Below are 23054 nucleotides of genomic sequence, written 5' to 3' on the forward strand. Positions count from 1 at the left end.
AGCCTTGACGGCGGCACCCCCGATCAAGCTTACTTCAGCCCGCTGCCGTTCCGCGCGGCAGCCTAACTCTGGCAGAAACTCCACTTATCGACGCGGAATTGCTGTTCAGACAACCGGGGCCAGCTCTTCCTGAACATCTTTGATGCACATTTCGTAGAGGCCAGGCATCAACGCTTCGATTGCCTCAAGCGTGGTTGCAACTTGCCGGAACTCCCTATTGACAACTTTTGAAGAGACGAAGATGCCGAGGTGCCCGATGTCGTCATGCACCATATAGATAATGTGTTGGCCGCGAACGCGGATCTCCTCCTCGTTCTCGTAAACATCTGTAATCCAATTCAGAGCCTGCTGGGGCGGCGTCACTTTGTCGCCATGGCTGGCAAACACGATGATCGGCGCGCGGATCTGCTTGAGATCCACGTGCTGACGCCCCGATCCCAGGTAGGCCATGTTCTTGCCGAGCCGGTTGCCGATGAACAAGTTTTCGAGAATCCAGCAGATCTCGTTTTCGTGCAGCAAGCAGAAGCTGCTCCACCACTTCTCGGTGGCAAGAAAGCTTTCGCGCGTCGTATCCACGTCGCGGAAAAGCTCGGCGTACTTTAGGAACAGCCGGCGCTCGGGATTGAGCATCTCGAAATTGTGTATGAGATTGGCTCCATCAAACATGCCCTGGCCAAGGTCGCACAGAAGCATCGGGATCCAGACTCCGCCGAATATGCCGGCAATGTAGCGGAAAGTGTTGTCGCCGATGTTTCCCGATACAGCCGTCACCGGTGATCCATTGATGACGATGGGTCCTGTCAAGTCAGGGTTTGTTGCGGCGAGAACGAGGGTCGCCCAGCCTGCTTGGCAGTTGCCGATAATGGCCGGCAGAGGCGCGCGCGGATGCCGGCGGATCACTTCTCGAACAAACGCCGCTTCCGCATAGGCCACATCAGAGAGTTGCTGATCCTGCTCCGGCTCGCGACGGAAGCTCACCAGATAAACCGGATGACCTTCGCGCAATGCGACGCCGAGCTGACTATCGTGCTCGTGAGCTCCCACACCCGCAGTGTGTCCCGCTCGTGGAGGGATGATAACAAAGGGCCGACGACGGGAGTAATCGACCGTAACATCTTGCGACGGGATGATGCGCAGCAATACGAAGTTGGACTTTACGGGAAGATCCCTTCCGTCCATGATCTTCTCGTACTCGTAGAAAAGAACCGGCGGACAGCCTGCCGCCTCATGTTCAAGGAAGAGGTCGCCGCTCTCTCGGAGAAGATCGATTAGCAATATAGCGCGCTCGCCCGCGTCGCGGATGTATTCACGCCAACGCCAAGCCGTCCATCGTCACGCAGGTTCCTCAGATCTTTGGCTAGACGTTCGCCGCTTGCCAAGAGCTCGGGTAGGCGTGTAAAGACCGTTTCGCAGCCGCGCTTGACCCGCAGTATCCAGGCAACTTGTAGAATGTTGATGGTCTTCGCGCCCTGTTGGCCCATGCGATCAGCGTAGATTCTGAATGGGCTGCGGGTGAGCGCGTGCTCGACTTCTGCACGTTGCGCTTCCATTGACTGGGCCAGGTTGGAGCGCTGGAACGAGTCAGACATGGCCTAACCTCCTCTGTTCTAGAGTCGATGCCGCCCCGTGATACTAAATTGCGCTGTGGTGCCGGATTGCCTATCGATGGCGTCTTTCATCCGGCAAACTGCTCGCAAGCGAGGTCAAAGTGTGACCAAGGAAGCGTAACCTCAAGAGGACGTTTTGCGAGCAGGGTGACTTTCCACGACGTTCCCAGATCTCTCGGTGCAAAGTCGATGCCAGGCATCTCGTTGCTGCCGGACGAAGGATGGCCAAGCAACTTCCGTCTTTCCTCTTCTGCTGCATAGCGTTTGTCCGATTGAGAACCAAGCTTGTCAGAGATCGGACGCTGTGGGTCGTCTTTGTTAGACAGCGACCTCGCATGCCTAGGGAGCATTCCCCGGGACCACCTATTATTTCAGATGGGTCCTGCTCAATCTTCCAAACTTTCGACCGGTCGCCCGTAGCCATCGCCTCAAATATGTTCGTCTCACACATGAGCGCTCAATCAGGAGGCGAGTTGGCACATTGGTTGCTATTACGGTCTATGACGACCTGGTCCGCTCAGCGCAGTCAGAGATTGCGCCTTCCAGAATGATCTCAAACATGGAGTTAGATCATGGCGAATGAGACGAGACTACCCGTCACCAGGAAGGCTAGTGAGCCCGCGTTTTTTCCTGAAGCATGGCGCCCACTCGAGGCATTGCGCAACGAGGTGGATCGCTTGTTCGAAGACTTCTTTGGCGGCGATTTCTGGCGCCGCTCGTTCCCCCCGCACGCTAGTCTTGGAAGGTCGGTTGCCAAGAAGGTCGCCGCAAGCCCCGCAGTGGATCTTAGCCTAGCCTAGGATTACCCCTAGGGCCTGCAGCCCTCGCCTTCGTCAAACAAGACGGTCCTCAATGGAGGAATACGATTGGTTGGCGAGTGTGGCCTGTTCGGAGTCGCACTCTGGGTTCCCCGGGGGCGGGCTCGTGTCCCCGGTTCAGCTCACCACTGGGTCGGTAAGGTGACAATCGCCTGAGCGCTGGATTCAGGCTGGAACGTGCCGTGCAAACAGCAATACTTCAATTACCTTATCTCGTAGGCTTATTTGTGCGAGCTCGGCTAGGATCGATAGTTTGCGAGGTACCTACGATCGTGCTCTAATCGCGGCATGCCACGCCCCGTTCGTCACCGCACGCGCACTGAAGCCGACAGCCGGCCGCTCTGTTAGCAGACGATTGAGCATAGCATCTCATAGGAAATATTACCGCCGCAAACCACGACGGCAACGTTCTGGCCAGCGTATCGCTCCGCCGTCTTCAGATAGCCGGCTACCGCCACTCCTGCGGCTCCTTCGATTGCCATCCTGTGGCCAGCGAGCACGAGCCGAATAGCGTCCACGATTTCGTTTTCTTGAACCAGGACGCACTCGTCTATGAGATCTCTAGCGTAATTGAAAGTGATGGCCCCACTTTCGATGCCGCCCGCAGTACCGTCCGACAATGTAGGGTTCTCGCACACATCCACTATTTTTCCAGCCTTTAACGCAAGATATAGTGCCGGGGAATTCTCAGGCCAGCAGCCGACGATCCGGAGCTCAGGATGGAGGGGCTTGAGATAACTAGCGATGCCGCTGATAAGGCCGCCGCCACCGACCGATACAAACACTGCGTCTAGCCTAGGGCATTGCCGCTCAAGTTCAATGCCAATGGTGCCCTGACCCACGATAACGTCTAAGTCATTATAGGGCGAGATGTATGTCCTATGTTGGACGACCGCGACTTCGCGCGCGTGCGCTTCGGAAGTAACAGCATCCGCGCCGAAAAACTGCAGCTTGACGGATTTGTACTGCTCAAGAGCGACGATCTTGGATTTCGAGGCAGTCGTGGGCAGAAATATGGTCCCGCGTGCCTTTAGCGCGGAAAGGCTATAGGCGACGCCAAGTCCATGGTTCCCCGTTGACGAGGCGATGACGCCTCGGGCGAGATCGTCTTTGGAGAGGGACAGGATCTTGTTGAGAGCGCCGCGGACCTTGAAAGATCCCGTGTGCTGAAGATTCTCGTACTTGAGCCACACCTCCCCTCCCCCGGACAAACCCGAAAGAATTGGGGAACGGTCGACGAAAGTCTCCCTCACGAGTGATCGGATGCGAGCTTCAGCCGCAACTATACGACCAACAAGGCTTGCGCCAGCGCCCTCAGGCATGCCCTTCTATCCACCACCAGTTCACAGCAACGTTCAGGCCGTGAGACCGAAGATAGTGCCACCACCCCTCGGGAATGTAAAGAATATCGCCACGACACAATACGCATTCGAAAGGCCGCGCGTTCAACAATCTCGGAAACCGATCGAGATCTGGAAGGCGAAGGTTTAAACGACTGAAGTGACGATGCTTAGGATGGTCATTATATGGGTAGAGATTCCTGCGATCCGCCGGCGGGAACAAGGTAATATGCTTACGACCGCTTATCATTGCATACAGGTTGTCGTAGGAATCGTAATGCAGCTTCGAGGCGTTACGGCCAATTCCCATCCATAAGTATGGAGGCCTCATTATCTTCGCGAGTGGGGCGAACGGCGGACGAACGACATCACCCACAAGTTCAGGGAGATACCGCAACGTATCAATCTGGGCGAGATAATAGGTCGTTTGACTGGCTACGTCGCCATAGAGCAGATAATCGACGAAGCGGCCGAAGGTCGAGTGGGTTTGATCTTTGCCAATTCGCTCTGGGACTGCGAACTCTTTGTCCGGAGAGAATTCGATGGGCACCCGCCTATGGCCTGCTGCTGCCTTTAAGTAGCCGGAGCTCCAACGTTCGATAGCCCCCAAGGTCAATGCCGCGCCTTTGATGACGACCGGAAGCGCCGGACGCACAAATCGTCGATAAAATTCCTCTGCACTCGGAGTAGCGATGCTTTCGATCGATTGCGCGGTCTCCAGCCACGCTCTGTTAACCACGGACGGATTCATGATCGCTCCTAAATTTGAACTCTGTCGCACCGAGTGGAGGAGTTTCGTCTATGACTTCATCACTGTGGCCGTTCTGCTTAAGGTCACGCCTATAAAGGATGTCCTGGTTCAGCTCTTCCGTGGCGTAGTGACCTCCAGAAACGGTTACTATCGGGGTCCTCCTCGATCATGCGAAGCAACAGCCGGCACATCGATTCTGGCGGTGAGAAGGATTCGCTTAGTCGCCTCGATGCGATGGCGGATGAAGTATTCCTCATGGAGATATGCGGTCGGACCTCCAAATTCAGGAGGAGGCCCACTCGCTTCTCGGATGGAGTGAGCACTGTACTACTTCACAATTCTAGACCGCCTGGAAATCGCGCCACCATCGGGCGGCCACCGTTCCCAGCTCACGCGCCACACGCGCTGCAAGTACAGCCATTTCACTCCCTTCGTCGCGTCAAACGCGCTGCACGATCAGCCCGCAGTTCCTCATTCCGCAACTAGCGCGCCGCACGATCTGCGAGCTCGGCCCGCAACTCCTCGTCGCGCAGGGAGCGCGCTGCACGATCGGCCCGCAGTTCCTCATCCCGCAACGAGCGCGCCGCACGATCTGCGAGCTCGGCCCGCAACTCCTCGTCGCGCAGGGAGCGCGCTGCACGATCGGCCCGCAGTTCCTCATCCCGCAACGAGCGCGCCGCACGATCTGCGAGCTCGGCCCGCAACTCCTCGTCGCGCAGGGAGCGCGCTGCACGATCGGCCCGCAGTTCCTCATCCCGCAACGAGCGCGCCGCACGATCTGCGAGCTCGGCCCGCAACTCCTCGTCGCGCAGGGAGCGCGCTGCACGATCGGCCCGCAGTTCCTCATCCCGCAACGAGCGCGCCGCACGATCTGCGAGCTCGGCCCGCAACTCTTCGTCGCGCAGGGAGCGCGCTGCACGATCGGCCCGCAGTTCCTCATCCCGCAACGAGCGCGCCGCACGATCTGCGAGCTCGGCCCGCAACTCTTCGTCGCGCAGAGAGCGCGCCACGCGAACGGCCCGCAACCCTGAGCGAGCTGCACGATCGAGACGAGCACGGGACAGGTTCTCGTCGCGCAATGCGCGCCTCGCCCGCGATCTCGACACTCGTGCGCCAGAGCGCGTCGTGAGGTCGATCTGGTCTGCCACATCCTCGAGCTGCTCCTGGAATCTCGCCGTGATGACCAGCAAGTCCTGCGATAGATCCACAAGCGTTTCATAATCCATTGGGTAATTCTCCGTTAGTTACTGACGCAGATTGGTTGGCGAGTGTGGTCTGTTCGGAGTCGCACTCTGGGTTCCCCGGGGGCGAGCTCGTGTCCCCGGTTCAGCTCACCACTGGGTTGGTAAGGTGACAATCGCCTGAGCGCTGGATCCAGGCTGGAAGGTGCCGTGCAAACAGCAATACTTCAACTACCTTATCTCGTAGGCTTATTCGCTCGGTTAGGGATAGATAATTGCGAGGTACTTACGATGGCGCTCTAATCACGGCATGCCCGCCTCCGGCGGCCAGCGCTCGCGATCGAGCCGCGGTTCGTCACCGCGCGCGCACTGAAGCCGATGGCCGGCCGTTCAAGATCACGTTCGGCGAGATGCGCGAGATGGGATTGCGCCGCATTCTAGTCCACTGCCATTGCGGTGATCACATCGCTCTGAGCGCCGATCGCTCGCCAGACGATATTCGCTTGTGTGATGTCAGCCCCTCGGGGCGGCAACAGGGGAGCTGAAGTCAGGCCGGATTTCGAGAGGTACGCATCCGAAGGGGGCCGTCTTGCGTGACGGATGGTAATTCGCGAAGCGTGTGACCTTAAGTCTAGCTTTAAGGTCGTCAGGCGATGCGGGTCGAGGTTTTGGGCGGGCGGAAGCGGCGGCGGCGCTGGTCGCAGGACAACAAGGCGCGGATTGTCGAGACGTTAGCGCCGGGCGCGAAGGTGACTGAGGTTGCGCGTCGCAACGGAGTAGCGGCCAGCCTGGTGTTTACTTGGCATCGACAAGCACGGACGTCGGAACAAGTTGTACCATCTTTTACGCCGGTGCAGATCGCCGCCGTGGCGGATCGGCTGAGGAAACTCCGAAGCTTTTGCCTGCGGTTGAGGGCGGAGTTCGCTCCGTGGCAGCCGCGCGTACTGGATTGATAGAGATCGATCTCGGCAACCGATGGTGCATCTGGGGGGATGCGCACGTCGATCCGAAGGCGCTGGCGCAGGTCCTCGATTGCTTGGATGCCGATGATTGCTATACTGGGGAATGTGCGAATGTGGCTCGCGACAGGCTACACGGATATGCGCAGAAGCTTTCCGTCGCGAACACTCCAAGCGCAGGAGGTGCTGCACAAAGACCCGCTCAGCGGTCATCTGTTCGTCTTCCGCGGTCGCCGCAGCGACCTTGTGAAGGCGATCTGGAACGATGGCTAGGGAGCCTGCTTGTTCACAAAAATACTCGAGAGAGGGAAGCTCATCTAGCCATCGGTTGCCGGTTATAGCGCGACAATCGGGATGAGAACGCGCGTATTGCCTCACATATCGATGCTCCCGGGCGCGATTGGTTGCCTCATTTATTTTGCTCCTGGCCTGAGTTGAGGAGGAGGCCGGGTGCGGAGATGGCGGGGTTTCGGAGCGTCCGGCCTCCCTCCGCAGGCACCTCGCACGTCATTGGGGCGTTGTCACCTCATACCCTGGCGGCATTTTCTCACTTGAAGCGAACAGAGCGCATTCGCTTGCTCGCTGCGCCAGGATTTCCGCCGATGTTGAAGGGTTCGAAGCTTGATCCGGATAGGCTCCAGGATACTCCACCTGCAGGCGCGAGAGCAGTTCGCTGCCACTCCGCCAAGGCTCGGCTTCAAACCATTTTCGCAAATCTGGCGTTGCCCGGATGAGCGGGTCGGGACGACGCCGGCCTCTTCTCGCCTTCACGAGTAGCCGATCCGTTGGTCGCATGGCTCCGTCCTTCCAAGCTGTGCGTAGACTTGCCAGGAAACGATCGATCGAGTGCGATGCCGCAGCAGGGCTGCCGATTGGTTGGGTATCCGCGAGGGCCGCGAGGCGTTCCTGCCCGTCGCGAATGTCGCGCAACAACGCGACCGGATCGAGAACGGCATAGATTTCTTGAGATGATGGCGGACAGCATCAGGCGTGCGGGCGTCTGCTGCCAGGTGTTGGTGAGGCGTTGCTGACGCGCGGTATGTCTTGCGTACACGAGCACCGTCGCAAGACGTTCACGAACAGCCGCGCTGATCGATACAGTTCGGCCAGCAGCTCGGCCGCTTCCAGGCCTTCGAACCTACGATAGCCGACCATCCTGCGCACGACGGCGCCGTTCTTTTGCTCGACGAACGCCTGGTTATTCTTCCGGTAGGGACGACAACGCGGGGAGACAATGTCGGCCGCTTCGCAGTAGGCCTTCAGCGTCTCGTTCACGAACACGGTATCATGGAACACTGCGACGCAGGGAATGTGCTGTGTGCCGCCGGCGCTTGCGACCTAATTTTTCTCGGACCTGCACCAATGCGCGATCGATCGTCGCAGCGCTCATCGCCAAAAGTTTGGCACGCATCTCAGGGGCAAGGTCGAGGTGCCCGTGGCGTTCCATCGCCTCGATCAGCGCAGGCATTAACGCCCTCAGTCGCTTCCCGCAGATCCGGTCTTATGCTCCCAAAGCAGCACAAAGCGCGGTGTGTTCTGCTTCATTGTAGATCCGACGTCGCCCCCGTCGGCCTTGGCGTGCGTCTTCCTTGTTTCGAAGTAGACGCATCGCATGCTTGCGATGGGATCCGGTGATGTCGACGAACTCGTCCAATATCCGTGCCTTCTTCGCGATCCGAACGCCGGTAGCGCACGCCTGCCGCCGCCGTCATGAGGTTGCGGGCGCGGGCCATCAGATCGACCGGTCTTTGCAGACGCACACCTTCAACGTCGTTACCCGACAGCATATCAGTGAGCCGTTCGATGGCCCAATGAGCGGCTGCGCTGAAATCCCGAACGTTGAAAAACGATTCTGTTTCGGGAGCGAACGTCTGGCCCGGTACGAAGAGCCTTCATCATGCCCGTACAATCTGTCCATGATCGTCGCGCCCCTCTAGGCTAATGTTCGCTGTCGCCGGACCCCACGCTTTGCAGCTCGGCAGGTGTTCTCAGTCATCTGTTATTGAGTTGTTGGAACGACGGAAGCATCAGGACCGGCGAGCATTCGGAAAGCCCTGTCATTAGAGGGGCCTAAATAGCCGGGCGCGTTGTTGTACATCGTGGAGCAAACGACGTGCCAGAGCAGTATATCTTTCTAAACAACGCGCACCTCCGAATCGCCGCGTTCCATGTCCGACTCGTCGAACATCCGACAACGGGTGTAATCTAATGGACGTCTGAGTGTATTCAAATCGCGCGTATATGACGCTTCATCAAATGGCGCGTGCGTGAGCCGCCAGTTTTTGCGCAACGTCTCGGCTTGCGCATCAGGAGTTTCCATTCCGTCATGCGCTTCACGATGAACCGGACCGTCTCCGGTCGACCCGCAGTAGCGGATAAGGCCAAGGAAGACATCTGGCTCTGCTCCTGCGTTGCCCTTGCCGATGCACTCCACCTCCGGAGCCTGGAACGAACAATACTTTAAGCAGATGGCCTAATGGCTGAGCTCCGCTCTAGGCCTGCCTCTTAATATCCCGGAGCCGTCACTGCCGACTTCCGTCTTCTGCACGCCTGCTTTGCGACTTGGTGCGATACACGACGATAAGCGCCATTGCTCTCGAATCTCTGAGACTCAGCGGTTGATCAAGTTGACGATGCCATGCGGCTTACTTGAACCGGTGCGCCAATCTCAAAAGTCACTGTTCGAAACAGTTTCAAAAGTCACTTTTTGAAGCAGTTTCAACGTCGTTGACGAGAGGCCGGCGCGCTGACATGAATCCAGAGCAGGATATTGGCTGCTCTTTGGATTGTGGTGTGTGGCGTCACGAGAGGAGGTCTTTGCTCGCGATAAGATGTGTACGCATGAAAGGCCGCCTCACCGATGCTGGGGACTTGCAGGATGAGCGAGGCTGGGGGCACAGCCTCGCCCCAGCGAAGCCTTAGGCCGCCTTGACGTTGATGGTCTTGGCTGCCTTCTTGCGCCTCTTCGGTCTTCGGTAGAACGACATTCAGTACACCGTACTTAAAAGTGGGCTCGATCTTGTCGGAGTTGACGCCGTCCGGTAGGGCGAAGAGGTTTCATCTCGCTTGTCGCCCCTGATACTAAGACCACCATGAGTAAGCTTGACTGCGATATTCTTCTGGTCGAGGTTAGGTAGTTCGACCGTTATCTCGTACGCATTGTCGCTTTTGGTCACGTCGACCGCCGGGGCCGAAAGCTTCTTGCAAAGATCGCGTTTGAGGCGCGCGAGCGAGCGGACTGGCTGGTTCCAAAAGCGGCCACCGAGATCGTCGAAAATCCGATCGATCTCGCTTCTGAATGCCGAAAATGGTTGCCATATCTCGCCCGCGACGGCGGGATCGTTGGTCGAACTTCGCGACAGGTCTTTGGTTTCAGTTGCCGTGATCAATTCTCCATGGAAGTTTGACGCTTTCGGTCGCAAGAGAATTAGTCGTGGCCGCCGGCCGCCAGTTGATTTCGTCCAATAGGTGACGACGTTGCTGACTTCCTGGGCAGTCCGCGACGTGCAGCGCGCCGATAGTCCGTATAAGAATAATCGGCCTGCCAAAAGCTCTTTCACCTCGGAGGGAATAGCGCGCGATTTCACGTCGGCGAATTGCTCACCTTTGCCGCAGATGACGGGCCCGCTTTACATATTATCTGTCACTTTCGTTAAACGATTTCGACCAGAGCCGCTCCGCGAAATCCAGATGGCACTTCATTACGTCCGAGAGAGTTTTGGAATTGGCAAGATTCTTCAGAAGATTGGCCTGAGCGTGCAGAGAGGAAGCAGCCAGCTTTGACCCGTGTTTCAATGCCGCACCGAACAGGTCTGTTGTCTCCGGCTGATGCCCGGGCGGCCCGTTCGGGCTCTGGATCTGACTTCCGTTCGCGTTTCTCGTACTCGGGACTTCTCGCGGGCATTCAACGTCTCCCCGTCTGAACAGGATCGCAGCGCGCTGCGTGGTCTAGATGCGACCAAGAGGCTTCGGAAAGTACCACAACCGGCAACATGGCGAACCTATCTCATTTGGTAGCGCTTGCTCAATCGGGATCGCTTAAGCGGATATGCGCGGGCGAGCTTGGCTGTCTGCTCGGCATTGACAATGAAGACAATTCCTATCGATTAGCTTAGCGTCGCGCTTCCGAGCGCGAGCGTCGCAAACGTCCATGACTAGGTGTCTGGTTCCCGCAAATGAACTCATGCACGATCCATTGTTGCTTTTGCGCTATGGATGTTATGTAACGCGCACGCCTGCAGCAGGATGCGCGATATTTCAATCGATCAGCCTGACCTCGACGGCTCTGTATTTCGAGCGCTGTTTATTGAAACGAATACCGAAAGTCACGCGCGTGCCGGACACCAGATCAGCTCCTGCGCAGTCGCGAAGGTCCGATATGTGCACGAACAAATCCTTGCCGTCGCCATAGTCAGGCCGAATGAACCCCCAGCCCTTTTCAACGCTGTACGACACTACTGTTCCGGTGCGCATGTTTGTTCCAAGGTCTTTGCGGCTCGATATCGCCGCCTACTACTCCGGAGCTGCGGGTGCACTTTCCGTTCCTAACTCGACGGCGACGAGCGCGAGCGAAGATGAGCGCCGCCACTTGAACATCCTGACTCACCTCGCCTCACAGCAAACCGGCGGGGCGGACCAGGCGCTACAAGCGACGAGCCCGCCGGTAACATTACCGCATCTGGAGACCCGGTGATGCTGCCCAGGACCGAGCAAGGGTCGTGCCGAATCGAGAATTGGAGATTCTGCAGGCGCTTCGTGGCGGGCTACAGGGTCAAGGTGTTCGCTTTGGTCTGAAAACTGATGGCCGACGGGGGCACTGTCCGTCCCAGTTGGTCCCGCCGAACTTCGGACTGCAGGCTCACGCTCGCGTGTCCGATCCCGGGGGCACCGACACGTCCGGACCGGCCCGCAAGATCACTGTCATCCTCCACTGTATCTGGGTCGACGGCACATCATTCGACGGGGGCAACATGCCAGCCCGACTTTTTTTGCAGGTTCCTGGCCCGGTCCGCCGGGCTGGCGATGCCCGCTGGGACGGTGGTCGTAATGACCTCGGTCAATCGGCTGGTAGCGGCTCGTCCGCACCCCGTTGCAAACGAGGAGGCACCCGATCCGGACATCATCATGAGGCGCTTACGACCTCGGAAAGGACCATCGGGCAACTGATCACATTGAAACCAGGTGACAGCAAATCAGCTTATTACTACGAGCTCGCTATAGATCCACCAGCCGCGCTCGCCCCGTCTGCGCAACCCCGACCTGCTCCGTCGGGCCGAGCGCGACTACTTTGCCATATGGCTTCAAAAAAAGTTGACAACAACCCGCAATTAAAGAGCCGTTGGCGATAGCCCTCATACTGGGGCGCTCGGCGGCTGTCAGCAGATTGGGACCAATCGCAGTCGCACCGATGACGACGCGGATCTGACGCATCGATTTGCGGACGGCCTTGAGGAAGGCTCGGCTCGCGTTCTCCATTAGATGCCAGCGATCCGCGACCTGCACCGCCTGCGGCAAGGCTTTGGCCGCCGCCTCACAATATTCTCCACCACGGTCTCGGGCGACGATCGCGATCGTGGGATGAGCACGTCAGGCTTGGGCGGTCGTGGGTTCACGATCCGGCAGTAGGGTGACGATCCGGCGTCGTTCCAGATTGCAGATGATGCTGGCGCATCGGTGATTGCGCCGCCAGGCCCAATCATCAATGCCGATAACCCTGAGCGGGCCAGCCAGGGAACGGCGACGGCGTCGGACCACGCGCAGGAGCGTATCTTTACTTACCGGCAACATCAGCTGTTTTGCGAAGGTTGCCGCCGGACGACCGCCAAGCGCCAGACCAAGGTGATGGACGATAGAGCCCAGCCTCGCCGTGCGTCGCGCCGACGGAGCCAGTATCCCTTGCGAAGCGCTCAGCGAATATATAGCACCGCACAGGACGGCGTCGCAGCGGAAGCGACGGGCGATCACCAGGAGCTCCTACGATCCGCCCCAAGAGCGGCAGATCGGTCACGCGTCGTCGATTCCGGCTATCGACACGTCGGGAAACCGTTCTCTACGACGGACATACGCCAACGCTTCTGGATGCTCGGACCGTAATGACAACTTTGTCACCCTCGTAGCACGCGCTCTCTTCAACGAACCCACGCGGCACCAGACTGGAGCGGTGGAGTGCTTGCTGCATGGCGCTGATTTTCCCCAATCAAAGCGCAAGACATCCTCCAAACTGCATCAAAAGTGAGTAGAACGCGTGCTCAAGCCCGCCCGCACCAACATGCACGATGATGAAATTGCTAATCGCTGCCATATTGACGACCTAGCAACATCGGTCGCCAAATTGCCCCGACAACGTGCTGCCCATCACGGCCCAGCGCATTCTCTTGCACGCCCGGCCTGTACGCGATGGCGGCATTCATCCGACCTGCTAAGCACACAGAAATTTCGCTGGCGTATTGAACAGCAGGCAAGCGGGCCTTTTAATCGATCGCATCCCTTCGGACGCGCACCCGTTCTCCAACACGCCGTGCGCGATGGAGGCTCGAAAACTACGCAATCACGAGCTCGACCATCTCCATCTCAGAATCACAGCCTCACGAGGAGGAGCATTCGCATGGGTAGTCGAGCATGTAGCGAAGCTGGACTGGGGTGATTGTCACCACGTCCGCCGCCGACGGCCACAAAAAGCGGCCGCGCTCCAGCCGCTTGGCATAAAGTGACCTGCCCAGTCCTGGCAGGCTCCAAATGTCGGCCGCCTACAAGATCTGGCAGGGGCTTAGCTTAACCAGTTAATGTATATAGCGGAACCTCTGTCCCGCATTTTGCCGCGGGGACACGGGCACGACGGAGGTCACAGATGGTATACAAGAAACTCATCAATCAAAGCGGGCTGACACTTACGGTGTTGCTCATCACGCTCGTCGGCTCCGAGCCGAACCAGTCCGGACCGACCGTCACAGCGGCGCTACCAGTGGGTGACAAGCAGACGATTGAGTACGGTAATGCGCAGAATCCCTTCCTCAATGGCCTCGTGATTTCCTCCTCCTCCGGCGCGTTTTCGACCGGGTCGCAGATCGTGACGACTCGGGGCAGCAGCTGGGATACTGTACTGAACACGCACGATACCCTTGCGGGTGGGCTGAACGTAGTGGGCTCGAACACATAACCCGCCACGGCACCGACGATCCCGCAGTGGCGAACTTGGCCGCTCCTGGATGGCAAGCCAATCCTGGCGGCGTCGCAGCCCCGTCCGGATGAGTGCAGCCGATGGACGGAAACGTAAATCTTGTGACTTCCGCGCCCGTTCAGCGGGATCACCGTGCCGGGTGTTGGATGAGCTACGGCGGAGACGAGCCATGATGCCTTCACTTTGCTTGTCTAGCACGACAAGATGCTTGAAGAAGGGCCCCACGAGTTCATGAAAGGACCGCGTGCGATCATCATGGAATGACGGTATAGCATATGAGTACCAATCTTATGTTGCAGGAGCCGCCCAGCGCGCTGCGGCTGATCACACAGGCGTATACGAGCCTTCTCATTATCGGCTTCGCCCTGCTACCCACTCAGTTCATCGCTTACCTCTATTTCCAGCAAGCTCCCGCGCTGAAGTTTGAAGACCACCTGTTCCACGAATTCGCCATCGCCGTCGCTACCCTCGAGGGGCTGTTCGTCACATATGTGACGTGGCGTTGCTATCAGTCTTCAGGCGAGCCTCTGTTGCGGTGGTTGACGCTTGGTTTTCTGGCCTTCGTGCTGATCTATACGCTGCACGGCGCCTTCACGGGGATGGCACATCGCAACATTTGGCTGTTTCTGCTCTATGGGCCAGCGTCGCGTCTGGCGATGTCGATTTTGCTCTTCGTCGGGCTACTCAGCTACAACCGGCCGTCAGACGGACTTGAGAAGCGCTCGGACACGCGCGCATGGCTGACGTGGATTGGCCTGTTCCTTACGATGGACCTAGCTGTCGCATACGATGGACCTAGCTGTCGCACTGGTCGCCTATTCACCCTATGCTGGGCACCCGGTGGTCCGCCTGTCCATGGAGGGCGGCGCATTGCTCTTCAGTGCGCTGAACGTCGCGGTCTTGCTCATGCGACGGATTCACTCGCCGCTCATGCTTGTTTTCGGCGTTTCTGTCGCATGGTTTGCGCTATCGTCGCTCGCATTCATTTTGGCCGCGCCGTGGAATCATATGTGGTGGCTGGCTCACGCAATCTTTGCTGGCGGATTTTTTTTGCTCAGCTATGGCGTCGTCCAGGCTTTCCGAACAACGCAATCGTTCGCCACCATCTATAGCCAGGAAGAAATGACCGCCCGCCTGGCCAAATCGATGGCCGACACTCAAAAAGGCACTTCAGCAAGTGAAATTGAGCAATCAACGGCTGGAGCGGCTCGCCGCCACTGATCCACTAACCGGTGCCGGGAACCGGCGCCACTTTATCGAGCATATCGGCGCGGAGATCGCACGAGCCAAGAGGACCGGGGCGCCCTTGTCTCTGCTGTCCCTCGATCTAGACCATTTCAAGGATACAAACGACTCACGTGGTCACAGCGTCGGCGATGAGGTCCTGCGCGTATTCGTGCGAAAGTGTCTGGAGGCAATCCGGCCTTACGAATCTGTCGCGCGCGTGGGCGGTGAAGAATTCATGGTACTGCTACCGGGGGCGACGCTCGACGCGGCTGGCGCGGTCGCCGAGCGCCTTCGATCGGCCATCGAACGCACTGCATTCGACGTCGGAGCCGAACCGTCGGTCGGCGTCACCATCAGCGTTGGAGTGTCGGAGTTCAGGCGTGATGGAGACACGCTCGACGGGTTCGTGAACGTCGCCGACCAGCGACTCTATCGCGCAAAATTTGAGGGCCGCAACCGTGTGGTTGTCGCCTAGGATATCGTTCATCGTTCACTCCGTCTCCGGTGCTCTTGACCCGGACGCCCGTTCTCGCTGTTCTCCGAGCCAAAGCCGCCTCTATTAACAACTATTCGGTCATGGTCCATCCATTGCAGTTTGCAGGCAGGTTCGCACCGCAATAGGCTGCGGTCACTAGCTGCCGGGAGCTGTTATGTCGTTGCTTGCTACGACGGCGTCGCGTGACAGCCGTCGTCAAAGTCTTGAAGCGGCATATTCAGGATATAGCTCGTTGCTTCGGTGCGCGAACTTGCCTGTCGCTCGAACACAACGTTTGCGGGAGGCCGCTATCGCGCCCCGATGGCTCATTGCTGCTTTCGAAGCAGCTACTGAAGTTCGGCATCGGCGCAACATCTGGTTCTCAACAAACATGCTGCGGCCAAGAACCTCACTGGGCCACCCCGCGCTGCGGAGTGTTTGAATGAGATGAGAATGTCAACTCCACGATTGCGCGTATTGCACTTCGATTGGCGCAGTTCTGCCACGAGGGACTTCATTGCTCTCTTCGGCGGCGTCGTTCTCACTTCACTTTTAGCGCGTCTCTATGGGCTCAGCCCTCGTTTAGCGCAGCTGGGACAGCGCTATGTGTAGTCGGTACTCGACGACATTATATTCATCGTGTTCGTTGCATTCTTGCTGAGCATTGGGCTCACAATCTTTGGTGTTCGGCGCTACCGAGAACTCGCCGACGGAACTGAAGCACGAACCATCACAGAAAGAGAAGTCCGCGATTTGGCGCGACACGATCCATTGACTGGCCTGCCAAACCGCCGCCTGTTTGATGACGAACTTGATCTGTGCGTTGGCCTCGCCACCGACACGCATCAAGTCGCTGTTCTGATGCTCGGCCTCGACGGCTTAAAGCGAATCAAGGATACGCACGGCCATGCAGCGGTGGACAAGGCACTCTGCGAACTTGCCACTAGGCTTGCCGACATCTTGTGCAAGGACGGCTTCCTGGCGAGGATCGGAGGCGACGAATTCGGGATCGTCCTGCCCAACATTAGCTCCCTCGAGGATCCCGCCAATCTGGCGCGCCGTATCGTGGCGTCTGCCGCCGACAGTTTCGCGATTGAGGCTGGCGCAGCCGAGCTTAGTCTTGGAATTGGCATCGCCATCGCTCCGCTTGATGGCGTCACTCCCCACGAATTGGTTAGGCGCGCAGAACGCGCACTTTATCGCGCGCAAGGCGACGGCAGGTCGCGTGTTCGCTTTTTTGAACCTGACATGGACGTGCATGTCGAGCGGCGCATCAATATTGAGCGTGAGCTTCGGAGCGCTATCGCAACGGATATTATCGAGCCCCATTACCAGCCGGTGGTTTCACTTGTAAGTAATCGCATCGTCGGGTTCGAGGCGCTGCCCCGTTGGGAGAACAAGACATCGGGGCATATTCCGCCTGACGTGTTTATTCCGATTGCAGAGGAAACAGGCCTCATCAACGCTCTTGGAGATCAGCTGTTTCGCCGGGCGTGTCTTGATGCCACTGCGTGGCCAAAGACGTTTTCGCTTGCCTTCAACATTTCGCCTGTTCAGTTGCGGGATTCCGCGCTTGGAGAGCGCATTATATCGCTCCTTGAGCAAACCGGCTTTAGTCCGCGCCGTCTGGAAATTGAAATTACAGAGAGCGCGTTCGTGGAAAGAAACGGGGCTGCGAAGACCGTGATTGACGAACTTCGTCAAGCCGGCGTCCGCATCGCGCTCGATGATTTCGGAACAGGTTATGCTACGCTTAGCCAGCTGCTTTCGTTTCGTCTGACAAGATCAAGATCGATCGCAGCTTCGTGTCGCATCTCCACGACAGCACTGACAGCCGGGTGATCGTTCGTGCTATAATCGGCCTTGCTGAAGGGTTTGGTTTGACGACCACGGCCGGGAGTCGAAGACGAACGCCAGCTCGTCTATCTGGTGTTCAATGGTTGCACAGAAGGACAAGGCTACCTGTTCAGTGGTCCCGTTCCAGCCGCCGGTATCCCCGCGCTGCTCGATCGCGAAGCCAGCCGCGGACCGGTCACTGAAGATGGAGCAAGAAACCCACATGCGTGAGCCGACGCGCTGAGTTCAAGCGTGCTCGGGAGACGCTTGATCAGAATAAAGCGTCTAGAGTTGCCGCGATACATTCGACACATCACCCTGCATTGTTGCTCAGGGCGGGCGCATTCACTTGGACAGGGCGCAGACTCTAAGAGATCACCTTGGCTCGATTACGCGATTGCGGGCGGCGGCCTGTCGTGCATCACTGTTTTGACCGACTCCAGCGTCAACGCACAGGGGCCGCGAACGGCCCTATGCGCTCAGAGTGCGCGAGCGGCCAAGCGCCTGATCTTCGACTACTCCTCTTCGCTCTGGCGGCGTGCAGATGCACGATGAGCTGAATTAACGGCGATCAGATACCCGAAGTCTGGATATTGTCTCGAAGAGCCGTTATCCAAATCCCCTAATGCCCCTCCGACTGAAGCGCCGGAGCTGTCTCCTAACGACTCCTGATTACTCCAGGGAGGGCCGGACGCACACGATCCGAATCACACTTCCACGGACATCCGCGGCTCCCCGTCAGGTGGGAGCCCTCCTGATCAGGCCGTTTATGATCAGCCAAACCTCCCAGGCCGCATTGCTCAGCACCAAACGATCCCCCAAGGCTTCCAAAACGAGACTTAGTCCGATTTGCGACATTACGTTCGAACATGACCTTGACTGTCCGATTTCTGACATGCAGTCGGTCTGGTACACTTCCTTGAAAAATTTTCCCTTACTGATCAAGCTGTCGCAGTTGGCACAGGGTTTGAACAGAGAGGCGCATCCACCGCAGCCGACCACGAAGCGGCGGCTACGCTAACGCTTCTTCGGCTGTGGCCTTTTGACGCAATGACACGAGCTGCCACATGGAGTCGGTCTCAATAGCACGTCACAAAAACTGCCCTCAATGTGGCTCTGCATTGGTCCACCTCGAGTGGCATGAACGCATCGGTGCGCGGGGGGTCCAAGATCTCTGGCGCTGCTGGAACTGCAGGAATGAATTCATGACCGTTTGCACTTCTGACGATACGGATCCTCCTGCCGCTGAGATCACGAAGCTCTTCTTTACCAGCCTGTTAGTCTGATCATGACGCCTGACCCGCTAACACTTGCATCCGAGCGGACTTGGCAATCCAAAGCAAGGCGGAGGGTCGCTTAGGCGAAAACGATTGGGCCGTAGCTGCTCAGTAATACGCTGCGCGACCCTCCCGTCATAAATGCAGTTGGGAGCTATGAGGCTCGTACGTGCAATCGTCGGCTTGGCCCTGTTGGCAGTGGGATTGTACGTTATTATCGGTGAGCACCACGCTGGAACATCGGCGGATGCTACACTCAATGCGCGGCTCTACATCGTTCGCGCCCCGATCGAAGGAAAGGTAACCCTTGCCGTAAAGAGCATCGGCGCGCGCATTAGTCCCGGCGAGCTCATAGCAGAAATCAACGACCAACGCTTCGATACCGCGAGGCTTCTTGAGCTTGACGCGATCGCACGAACCAGCAGATCGAGATCAACCGTCTCGTTAGCCAGCAAGAGGCCTTGTCCGCATCCAGGTCTCGCTTCGATGTTCAATCAACTGATTACCAGCGCGGAAGGGTTCGGCAGATTGAGGCTCGAATTGCCGAAACGAAAGCAGCTCAGGACGCTGCGGCCACACGCCTTCGTCAAGCGGACGCAGAATTCAAGCGAGCAAACGAACTAAGCACGCGTGGTGTACAGACGGCGGCGAATTTGGATCGCGCTCGTGCAACTTATGACGTCGCGCAGCAAGAGCTGGAGAGTACGCAGCAGCGGGTGAAATATTTGGAGACGGAACTTACGTCCGCTCGCGAGGGCGTCTTCATCGGGGAGTCCTATAACGACGCTCCCTCCTCGGCCCAACGTATCCGAGAGCTCGAGCAGCGGTTGGCCGAGCTGAATGTCGACAAGGAGCAGGTGAAAGCACGTATTGTACAGCTCGACCGGCAAGTCGATGCCGAGCGTCTTCGTGTCAATAATTTGAGCTTCGCTACCCTTAATGCCAGCGTCGTTGGTCTGGTCTGGGACATACTAATAGACGATGGCCAATACGCCCGGCGCGGCCAGGATCTCGTCAAGATCGTTGACTGCCGTACCCTGATCGTCACCGCGGGCGTCAGCGAATCTCTCTACGACGGTCTCTCGGTGGGAACGGCCGCGCAATTTCGGTTGTTTCGAGATGATCGTATTTTCAATGGAACCATAACCCGCCTTGGCGGATCCGGTGCGGCCTCGCTCTACACCAATTTTGCTGTGGGTCCAAGTGCGCAACATCTCCAGCGCTTTGATGTCACAGTGACAGTTCCAGACCTTGCAGGAGAGGCAGATCTCGGCTGCGCGATTGGACGTACTGGACGCGTTATCTTCACAGCCGGCCCGATCGCACAATTCCGTCGCTTTATAACGCGGCACGGGCTCTGATGCTTCTGGTGTCGCCACTCGTTGCTGCCTTCGCAGGCGTCGCCCTCATAATTGGGCTTTGGCTTACCGTCTTTCCGTTTCTCAATCCGATGAAGTGGTATTGGCGCGCTCTTCTCCTGGCGACAGCTGCCCTACTGTCTTGGCGTTATATGGCTTGGCGCTTCACCGAAACGTTGGCGCCGCTCGACTGGACTGCGGACGCGCTGTTCAGTTGGGATTCGCCATCCTCGAAGCTCTGACGATGCTTTCTGTCGTAGCGGGCTTTTGCAGAAGGCCGCCGCGCCAGAAGCTAAATCGGAGAAAAAGCCGTGAAGCAAGCCGCTTGCTCGCTACGGCGCTATGGGGGCGCGCTCCGCGAGCGGCTTGCTCCACATCCGCCAAAACAAACAAGGGGTCACTTCTTCATGTCGCTACGGGGTTAAATCCGGACGTCGCTTGACAACCTAAGTAGCTGGTCGGCTTCCGAAGCCTGATGTCAAGCACGGTATCCGACCAGAAAGCCTGATCGAATGAGCAAGGTGGGATCAAAGGTTCAGAGCGGGCGCGGCGCCCTTCGGCGGCCGACCAATTCTGGTAGTTGCCAGCCGGAACTTAGAGCGTAAAATGGCCCGCCATTTTTCTCAGCCGGAGAGCAGCACAATGGGCGCATTACCCCGCATCCAAGTCCTCCGGGATCTTATCGAAAAACAGATTGAAGTCGTCGCGGCGGCTATCTGCGACGGCAAATGCGCGTTGGAGGCCGAGCTGCGTTTAGAGTGGCTTACTCGCGAGCTGGTGATCGAAGAGAGCGGGGAACGCGTCTTCACGCACCAGAGCATAGCTCAACGGCTTTGGGACCAATATAGATGGGCCTCCCGCACGCGCCGTCGCCCCTACACTCTCAAACAACACTAAGAACCTTCTAGGCCGAACAAATCGGTTGGTCGGGCGGGCGAGTCTATTTGGTCGAAGAGACGTGGGAGCCGCGAGTGCCTGAAATCGTGACGCCAATCAGCCGTAAGCGTGCAATAGATTGGCTGAGCGCCAATCCGACCCGCCGTCGTGATGCGGCTGCCGCTGATCGTAAGCGGGCCGAACGCCTTTTGTCTGCGGCCTGATCGATCTGCAAAAGACCGAAGCTGAATACTGGCAGGCTGAGCGCGTTAAGTCGCTCAGTCTGGCCTATCAATTTAGGTAGGCCACGCACGGCGGCTTTCTCGCTAAACCGCACTTCAGCTCCCAGCGGGTAAAGGTTCACGGGAAAGCAGGGTGTGGGTTAGCCTTTATGATCCGAGGGGCTAACTTCACGGGGCAGTGCGGATGCGGCAGGGATAGCGCCTCTATCTAAGCCCCCCAGCCGATAAAGGCGCCGAGTCGCATCCGCGCGGCTTTTGAGCCGACGAGGAAATCATGGCACCAAAGGCTAAGCCTTTAAGGCATTTGCGCGCGCGGGACATTGCTGAAGCGGTCCATTTCGCGACGCGAGTATCCTACAAAAGGTGGCCGACGGGCGTGTGGTTTGAGCTAAGAGATCGGATGGTCAGAACAGCCGACGGGCAATTCTATCTTATCGAAGATCACCCCATTAAGCTTGACGGCCATGAAGTCGCACGGCCTTACAGTCTAGCGAGCGTCTTTGCGTGGCTGCATGATTGCCCACAACAGATTGAGCTTTGAACGGCCCAAGCGGGCCGCTTTTCGTTTGTAAATTTTCCGCGCGGATCTTTGTCAGCTTTTGGAAAGCTAGCCCGAATACTCAGCCATTGAGCTTAGCGGCGCGTGGCAGGGACAGTGCGTGCCCCGGTGTACGCGAGGGGGCTAGAGCGCCGAGTCACGTCACCGCTAATCTCAATTGCAGCGCGGGCGCGGTAGGGACAACGCCCGATTCTTATCCTGACCTGGCGCCGAGCCGTGCCCGCGTTGCTTCCGGTCGCTGAGACTGATCGCCCAAGCGCCTGGCGGCAACCAGTCCTGGTAGTTGCGCCACGGGCTTTCCCGGACGATACTTTCCGCCGTCAGCTTCAGTCGCTTGACGCTGGCCATGTTGAAGTTGGCGGGGCGTGGTAGGGACAGCGCCTCTAATTCCAGCTCGGGCGCGGAGTCACGTTGCCGCTAACTTCTACCATAGGTCCAAATGGACGGTGATCATCAGCGTGACAGACCTTCGCCCGCAGAGCTGAGACGTTCGGAGCGGATACTACGCGCCGATCAGATCGCACCTCGGGGCCTCACTAAGGCCAACGCAGCCGCCTATTGCGGGTGCTCCAAGGACGCGTTCAACACGTGGATTAAGAAGGGCTTGGTACCGGAGGCTATCCCCGGCACTCAGCGTTGGGATCGCAAGGCGATTGATTGGTATCTGGACCGGGCGTCCGGTCTGCCTACCGGGGAGACCGCATCGAGCGATCCGCTCCCAGACTGGCTGACCTCAGAACGGAAGGCTGGCAGATAGGAGCGTACACGTCCAACCTTTTCAAGTGACTCTCGGGAGGCGCTCTATCAAAATTATACTACTGATCAGCCGGATCGCCAATGAACTTTATCCTTGCGACAATTAGGGGCACTCAGGGAGTGAAAGCAAATTGTCCGGTTGAATGCCGTCGGCCTTCGTCTTGATGTACTTGTGCCCGTTGTGGACGGCCACAATCACATCGGCCGTGCGCTTTTCCTCGACATAGAACTCCCATACACCGTTTTCGATTTCTTTGATCGTGTGATCGACGGATTGCTTCCACCTAGACCCGTCCGGGTTTACTCCGCCAACGTTTTTGATTCGCTCGTGAGGGTTCTGCCTGTCAGTCTTGTTGATGCATTGAATTCGTATGCGGCTGGTCACTCGGGTCTCTCCCATCTGCAAGAAAAAAGAGCCTCAGTGTGGACCTCGGCCGTGGGTTAGTGTGCCGACCAATCCCAGTAGGTTGCCTTGCATCCTTCTCGGCGCCGAGTCGCGCCCCCATTGCCAGGCGACCGTGACTGTGATGCGGCAACCAGTTCTGGTAGTTGTGCCACGGCTTTTTGCGGTGGATGTATCCTACCGACAGCCTTCTTCCCTCCCCGAAGCTGGCG

At 58.0% G+C, this 23054-nt stretch carries 19 protein-coding genes and 2 pseudogenes; 8 read left to right on the plus strand and 13 right to left on the minus strand.

Going from position 1 to position 23054, the window contains the following annotated elements; all coding sequences use genetic code 11:
* Positions 1-105 precede the first annotated feature (105 nt).
* From I6F37_RS37505 to I6F37_RS37525, 5 genes are all read right to left on the minus strand, one after another.
* Positions 106-1275: a DUF3141 domain-containing protein gene (locus tag I6F37_RS37505; protein WP_249795421.1), complete on the minus strand. Its 1170-nt coding sequence runs from the start codon at positions 1273-1275 to the stop codon at positions 106-108.
* Positions 1269-1589, minus strand: coding sequence for a hypothetical protein (locus tag I6F37_RS37510; RefSeq protein ID WP_225154080.1), 321 nt, complete (start codon positions 1587-1589; stop codon positions 1269-1271). The genes I6F37_RS37505 and I6F37_RS37510 overlap by 7 nt, the downstream gene beginning before the upstream one ends.
* Positions 1590-2769: 1180 nt before the next feature.
* Entirely contained in the window at positions 2770-3747 is a 978-nt protein-coding gene (locus I6F37_RS37515) for a threonine/serine dehydratase (RefSeq protein ID WP_050992087.1), read from the minus strand.
* Positions 3740-4516, minus strand: a complete 777-nt coding sequence (locus tag I6F37_RS37520) for a cupin-like domain-containing protein (protein WP_081494001.1) — start codon at positions 4514-4516, stop codon at positions 3740-3742. Before I6F37_RS37520 ends, I6F37_RS37515 begins: the two co-directional genes overlap by 8 nt.
* A gap of 482 nt (positions 4517-4998) precedes the next feature.
* Positions 4999-5706 carry a hypothetical protein gene (locus I6F37_RS37525; protein ID WP_225154081.1) on the minus strand — a complete coding sequence of 236 codons (708 nt, stop codon included), beginning with the start codon at positions 5704-5706 and terminating at the stop codon, positions 4999-5001.
* A 644-nt stretch (positions 5707-6350) separates the two neighbouring features.
* Here I6F37_RS37525 and I6F37_RS46090 point away from each other — a divergent pair.
* Positions 6351-6650 carry a transposase gene (locus I6F37_RS46090; protein ID WP_063710717.1) on the plus strand — a complete coding sequence of 100 codons (300 nt, stop codon included), beginning with the start codon at positions 6351-6353 and terminating at the stop codon, positions 6648-6650.
* A 120-nt stretch (positions 6651-6770) separates the two neighbouring features.
* Positions 6771-6929 carry an IS66 family insertion sequence element accessory protein TnpB gene (gene tnpB, locus I6F37_RS37540; RefSeq protein WP_202948395.1) on the plus strand — a complete coding sequence of 53 codons (159 nt, stop codon included), beginning with the start codon at positions 6771-6773 and terminating at the stop codon, positions 6927-6929.
* A 234-nt stretch (positions 6930-7163) separates the two neighbouring features.
* Here the strand turns inward: tnpB (I6F37_RS37540) and I6F37_RS37545 are convergent.
* From I6F37_RS37545 to tnpB (I6F37_RS46100), 7 genes and pseudogenes are all read right to left on the minus strand, one after another.
* Positions 7164-8443 (minus strand): annotated as a pseudogene (locus tag I6F37_RS37545) (ISNCY family transposase).
* A 347-nt stretch (positions 8444-8790) separates the two neighbouring features.
* On the minus strand, positions 8791-9090 hold the full coding sequence (locus I6F37_RS37550; RefSeq protein WP_157785339.1) for a hypothetical protein: 300 nt from the start codon (positions 9088-9090) through the stop codon (positions 8791-8793).
* A gap of 284 nt (positions 9091-9374) precedes the next feature.
* Positions 9375-9674, minus strand: coding sequence for a hypothetical protein (locus I6F37_RS46095; RefSeq protein ID WP_225154088.1), 300 nt, complete (start codon positions 9672-9674; stop codon positions 9375-9377).
* Entirely contained in the window at positions 9644-10243 is a 600-nt protein-coding gene (locus tag I6F37_RS37560) for an Hsp20/alpha crystallin family protein (RefSeq protein ID WP_225154082.1), read from the minus strand. Before I6F37_RS37560 ends, I6F37_RS46095 begins: the two co-directional genes overlap by 31 nt.
* 670 nt (positions 10244-10913) lie before the next feature.
* A complete protein-coding gene (locus I6F37_RS37565) occupies positions 10914-11129 on the minus strand; it encodes a cold-shock protein (RefSeq protein ID WP_081493998.1) in 216 nt (71 codons plus the stop codon).
* A gap of 862 nt (positions 11130-11991) precedes the next feature.
* Positions 11992-12834, minus strand: a pseudogene (locus I6F37_RS37570) (ISL3 family transposase); the annotation flags it as partial.
* A gap of 406 nt (positions 12835-13240) precedes the next feature.
* Positions 13241-13393, minus strand: a complete 153-nt coding sequence (gene tnpB, locus I6F37_RS46100) for an IS66 family insertion sequence element accessory protein TnpB (protein ID WP_157785328.1) — start codon at positions 13391-13393, stop codon at positions 13241-13243.
* Positions 13394-13503: 110 nt separating this feature from the next.
* Here tnpB (I6F37_RS46100) and I6F37_RS37580 point away from each other — a divergent pair, with 110 nt between their 5' ends.
* From I6F37_RS37580 to I6F37_RS37605, 6 genes are all read left to right on the plus strand, one after another.
* A complete protein-coding gene (locus tag I6F37_RS37580) occupies positions 13504-13812 on the plus strand; it encodes a hypothetical protein (protein ID WP_036046636.1) in 309 nt (102 codons plus the stop codon).
* An 810-nt stretch (positions 13813-14622) separates the two neighbouring features.
* Positions 14623-15054: a hypothetical protein gene (locus I6F37_RS37585; protein ID WP_202948394.1), complete on the plus strand. Its 432-nt coding sequence runs from the start codon at positions 14623-14625 to the stop codon at positions 15052-15054.
* Entirely contained in the window at positions 15017-15535 is a 519-nt protein-coding gene (locus I6F37_RS37590) for a GGDEF domain-containing protein (protein WP_202948393.1), read from the plus strand. The genes I6F37_RS37585 and I6F37_RS37590 overlap by 38 nt, the downstream gene beginning before the upstream one ends.
* Positions 15536-16174: 639 nt before the next feature.
* Positions 16175-17377: a bifunctional diguanylate cyclase/phosphodiesterase gene (locus I6F37_RS37595; RefSeq protein WP_225154083.1), complete on the plus strand. Its 1203-nt coding sequence runs from the start codon at positions 16175-16177 to the stop codon at positions 17375-17377.
* Between the two features lie 1732 nt (positions 17378-19109).
* Entirely contained in the window at positions 19110-20009 is a 900-nt protein-coding gene (locus tag I6F37_RS37600; protein ID WP_157785322.1) for an HlyD family secretion protein, read from the plus strand.
* A 603-nt stretch (positions 20010-20612) separates the two neighbouring features.
* Positions 20613-20903 carry a hypothetical protein gene (locus I6F37_RS37605; protein ID WP_157785319.1) on the plus strand — a complete coding sequence of 97 codons (291 nt, stop codon included), beginning with the start codon at positions 20613-20615 and terminating at the stop codon, positions 20901-20903.
* A gap of 1639 nt (positions 20904-22542) precedes the next feature.
* Here the strand turns inward: I6F37_RS37605 and I6F37_RS37610 are convergent.
* The gene (locus I6F37_RS37610; RefSeq protein ID WP_011091022.1) at positions 22543-22839 is read right to left on the minus strand and encodes a DUF3892 domain-containing protein; all 297 of its coding nucleotides are present in this window, start codon (positions 22837-22839) and stop codon (positions 22543-22545) included.
* Positions 22840-23054: the final 215 nt, after the last annotated feature.

This window comes from Bradyrhizobium sp. NBAIM08, assembly GCF_020193935.1.
GTDB lineage: Bacteria > Pseudomonadota > Alphaproteobacteria > Rhizobiales > Xanthobacteraceae > Bradyrhizobium > Bradyrhizobium yuanmingense.

Excerpts from the sequence above, each read along its gene's own strand:
- I6F37_RS37510 (WP_225154080.1), bottom strand. The coding sequence starts at position 1,589 with ATGTCTGACTCGTTCCAGCGCTCCAACCTGGCCCAGTCAATGGAAGCG.
- I6F37_RS37515 (WP_050992087.1), bottom strand. The coding sequence starts at position 3,747 with ATGCCTGAGGGCGCTGGCGCAAGCCTTGTTGGTCGTATAGTTGCGGCT.
- I6F37_RS37520 (WP_081494001.1), bottom strand. The coding sequence starts at position 4,516 with ATGAATCCGTCCGTGGTTAACAGAGCGTGGCTGGAGACCGCGCAATCG.
- I6F37_RS46090 (WP_063710717.1), top strand. The coding sequence starts at position 6,351 with ATGCGGGTCGAGGTTTTGGGCGGGCGGAAGCGGCGGCGGCGCTGGTCG.
- tnpB (WP_202948395.1), top strand. The coding sequence starts at position 6,771 with ATGTGGCTCGCGACAGGCTACACGGATATGCGCAGAAGCTTTCCGTCG.
- I6F37_RS37565 (WP_081493998.1), bottom strand. The coding sequence starts at position 11,129 with ATGCGCACCGGAACAGTAGTGTCGTACAGCGTTGAAAAGGGCTGGGGG.
- I6F37_RS37580 (WP_036046636.1), top strand. The coding sequence starts at position 13,504 with ATGGTATACAAGAAACTCATCAATCAAAGCGGGCTGACACTTACGGTG.
- I6F37_RS37585 (WP_202948394.1), top strand. The coding sequence starts at position 14,623 with ATGGACCTAGCTGTCGCACTGGTCGCCTATTCACCCTATGCTGGGCAC.
- I6F37_RS37605 (WP_157785319.1), top strand. The coding sequence starts at position 20,613 with ATGGCCCGCCATTTTTCTCAGCCGGAGAGCAGCACAATGGGCGCATTA.
- I6F37_RS37610 (WP_011091022.1), bottom strand. The coding sequence starts at position 22,839 with ATGGGAGAGACCCGAGTGACCAGCCGCATACGAATTCAATGCATCAAC.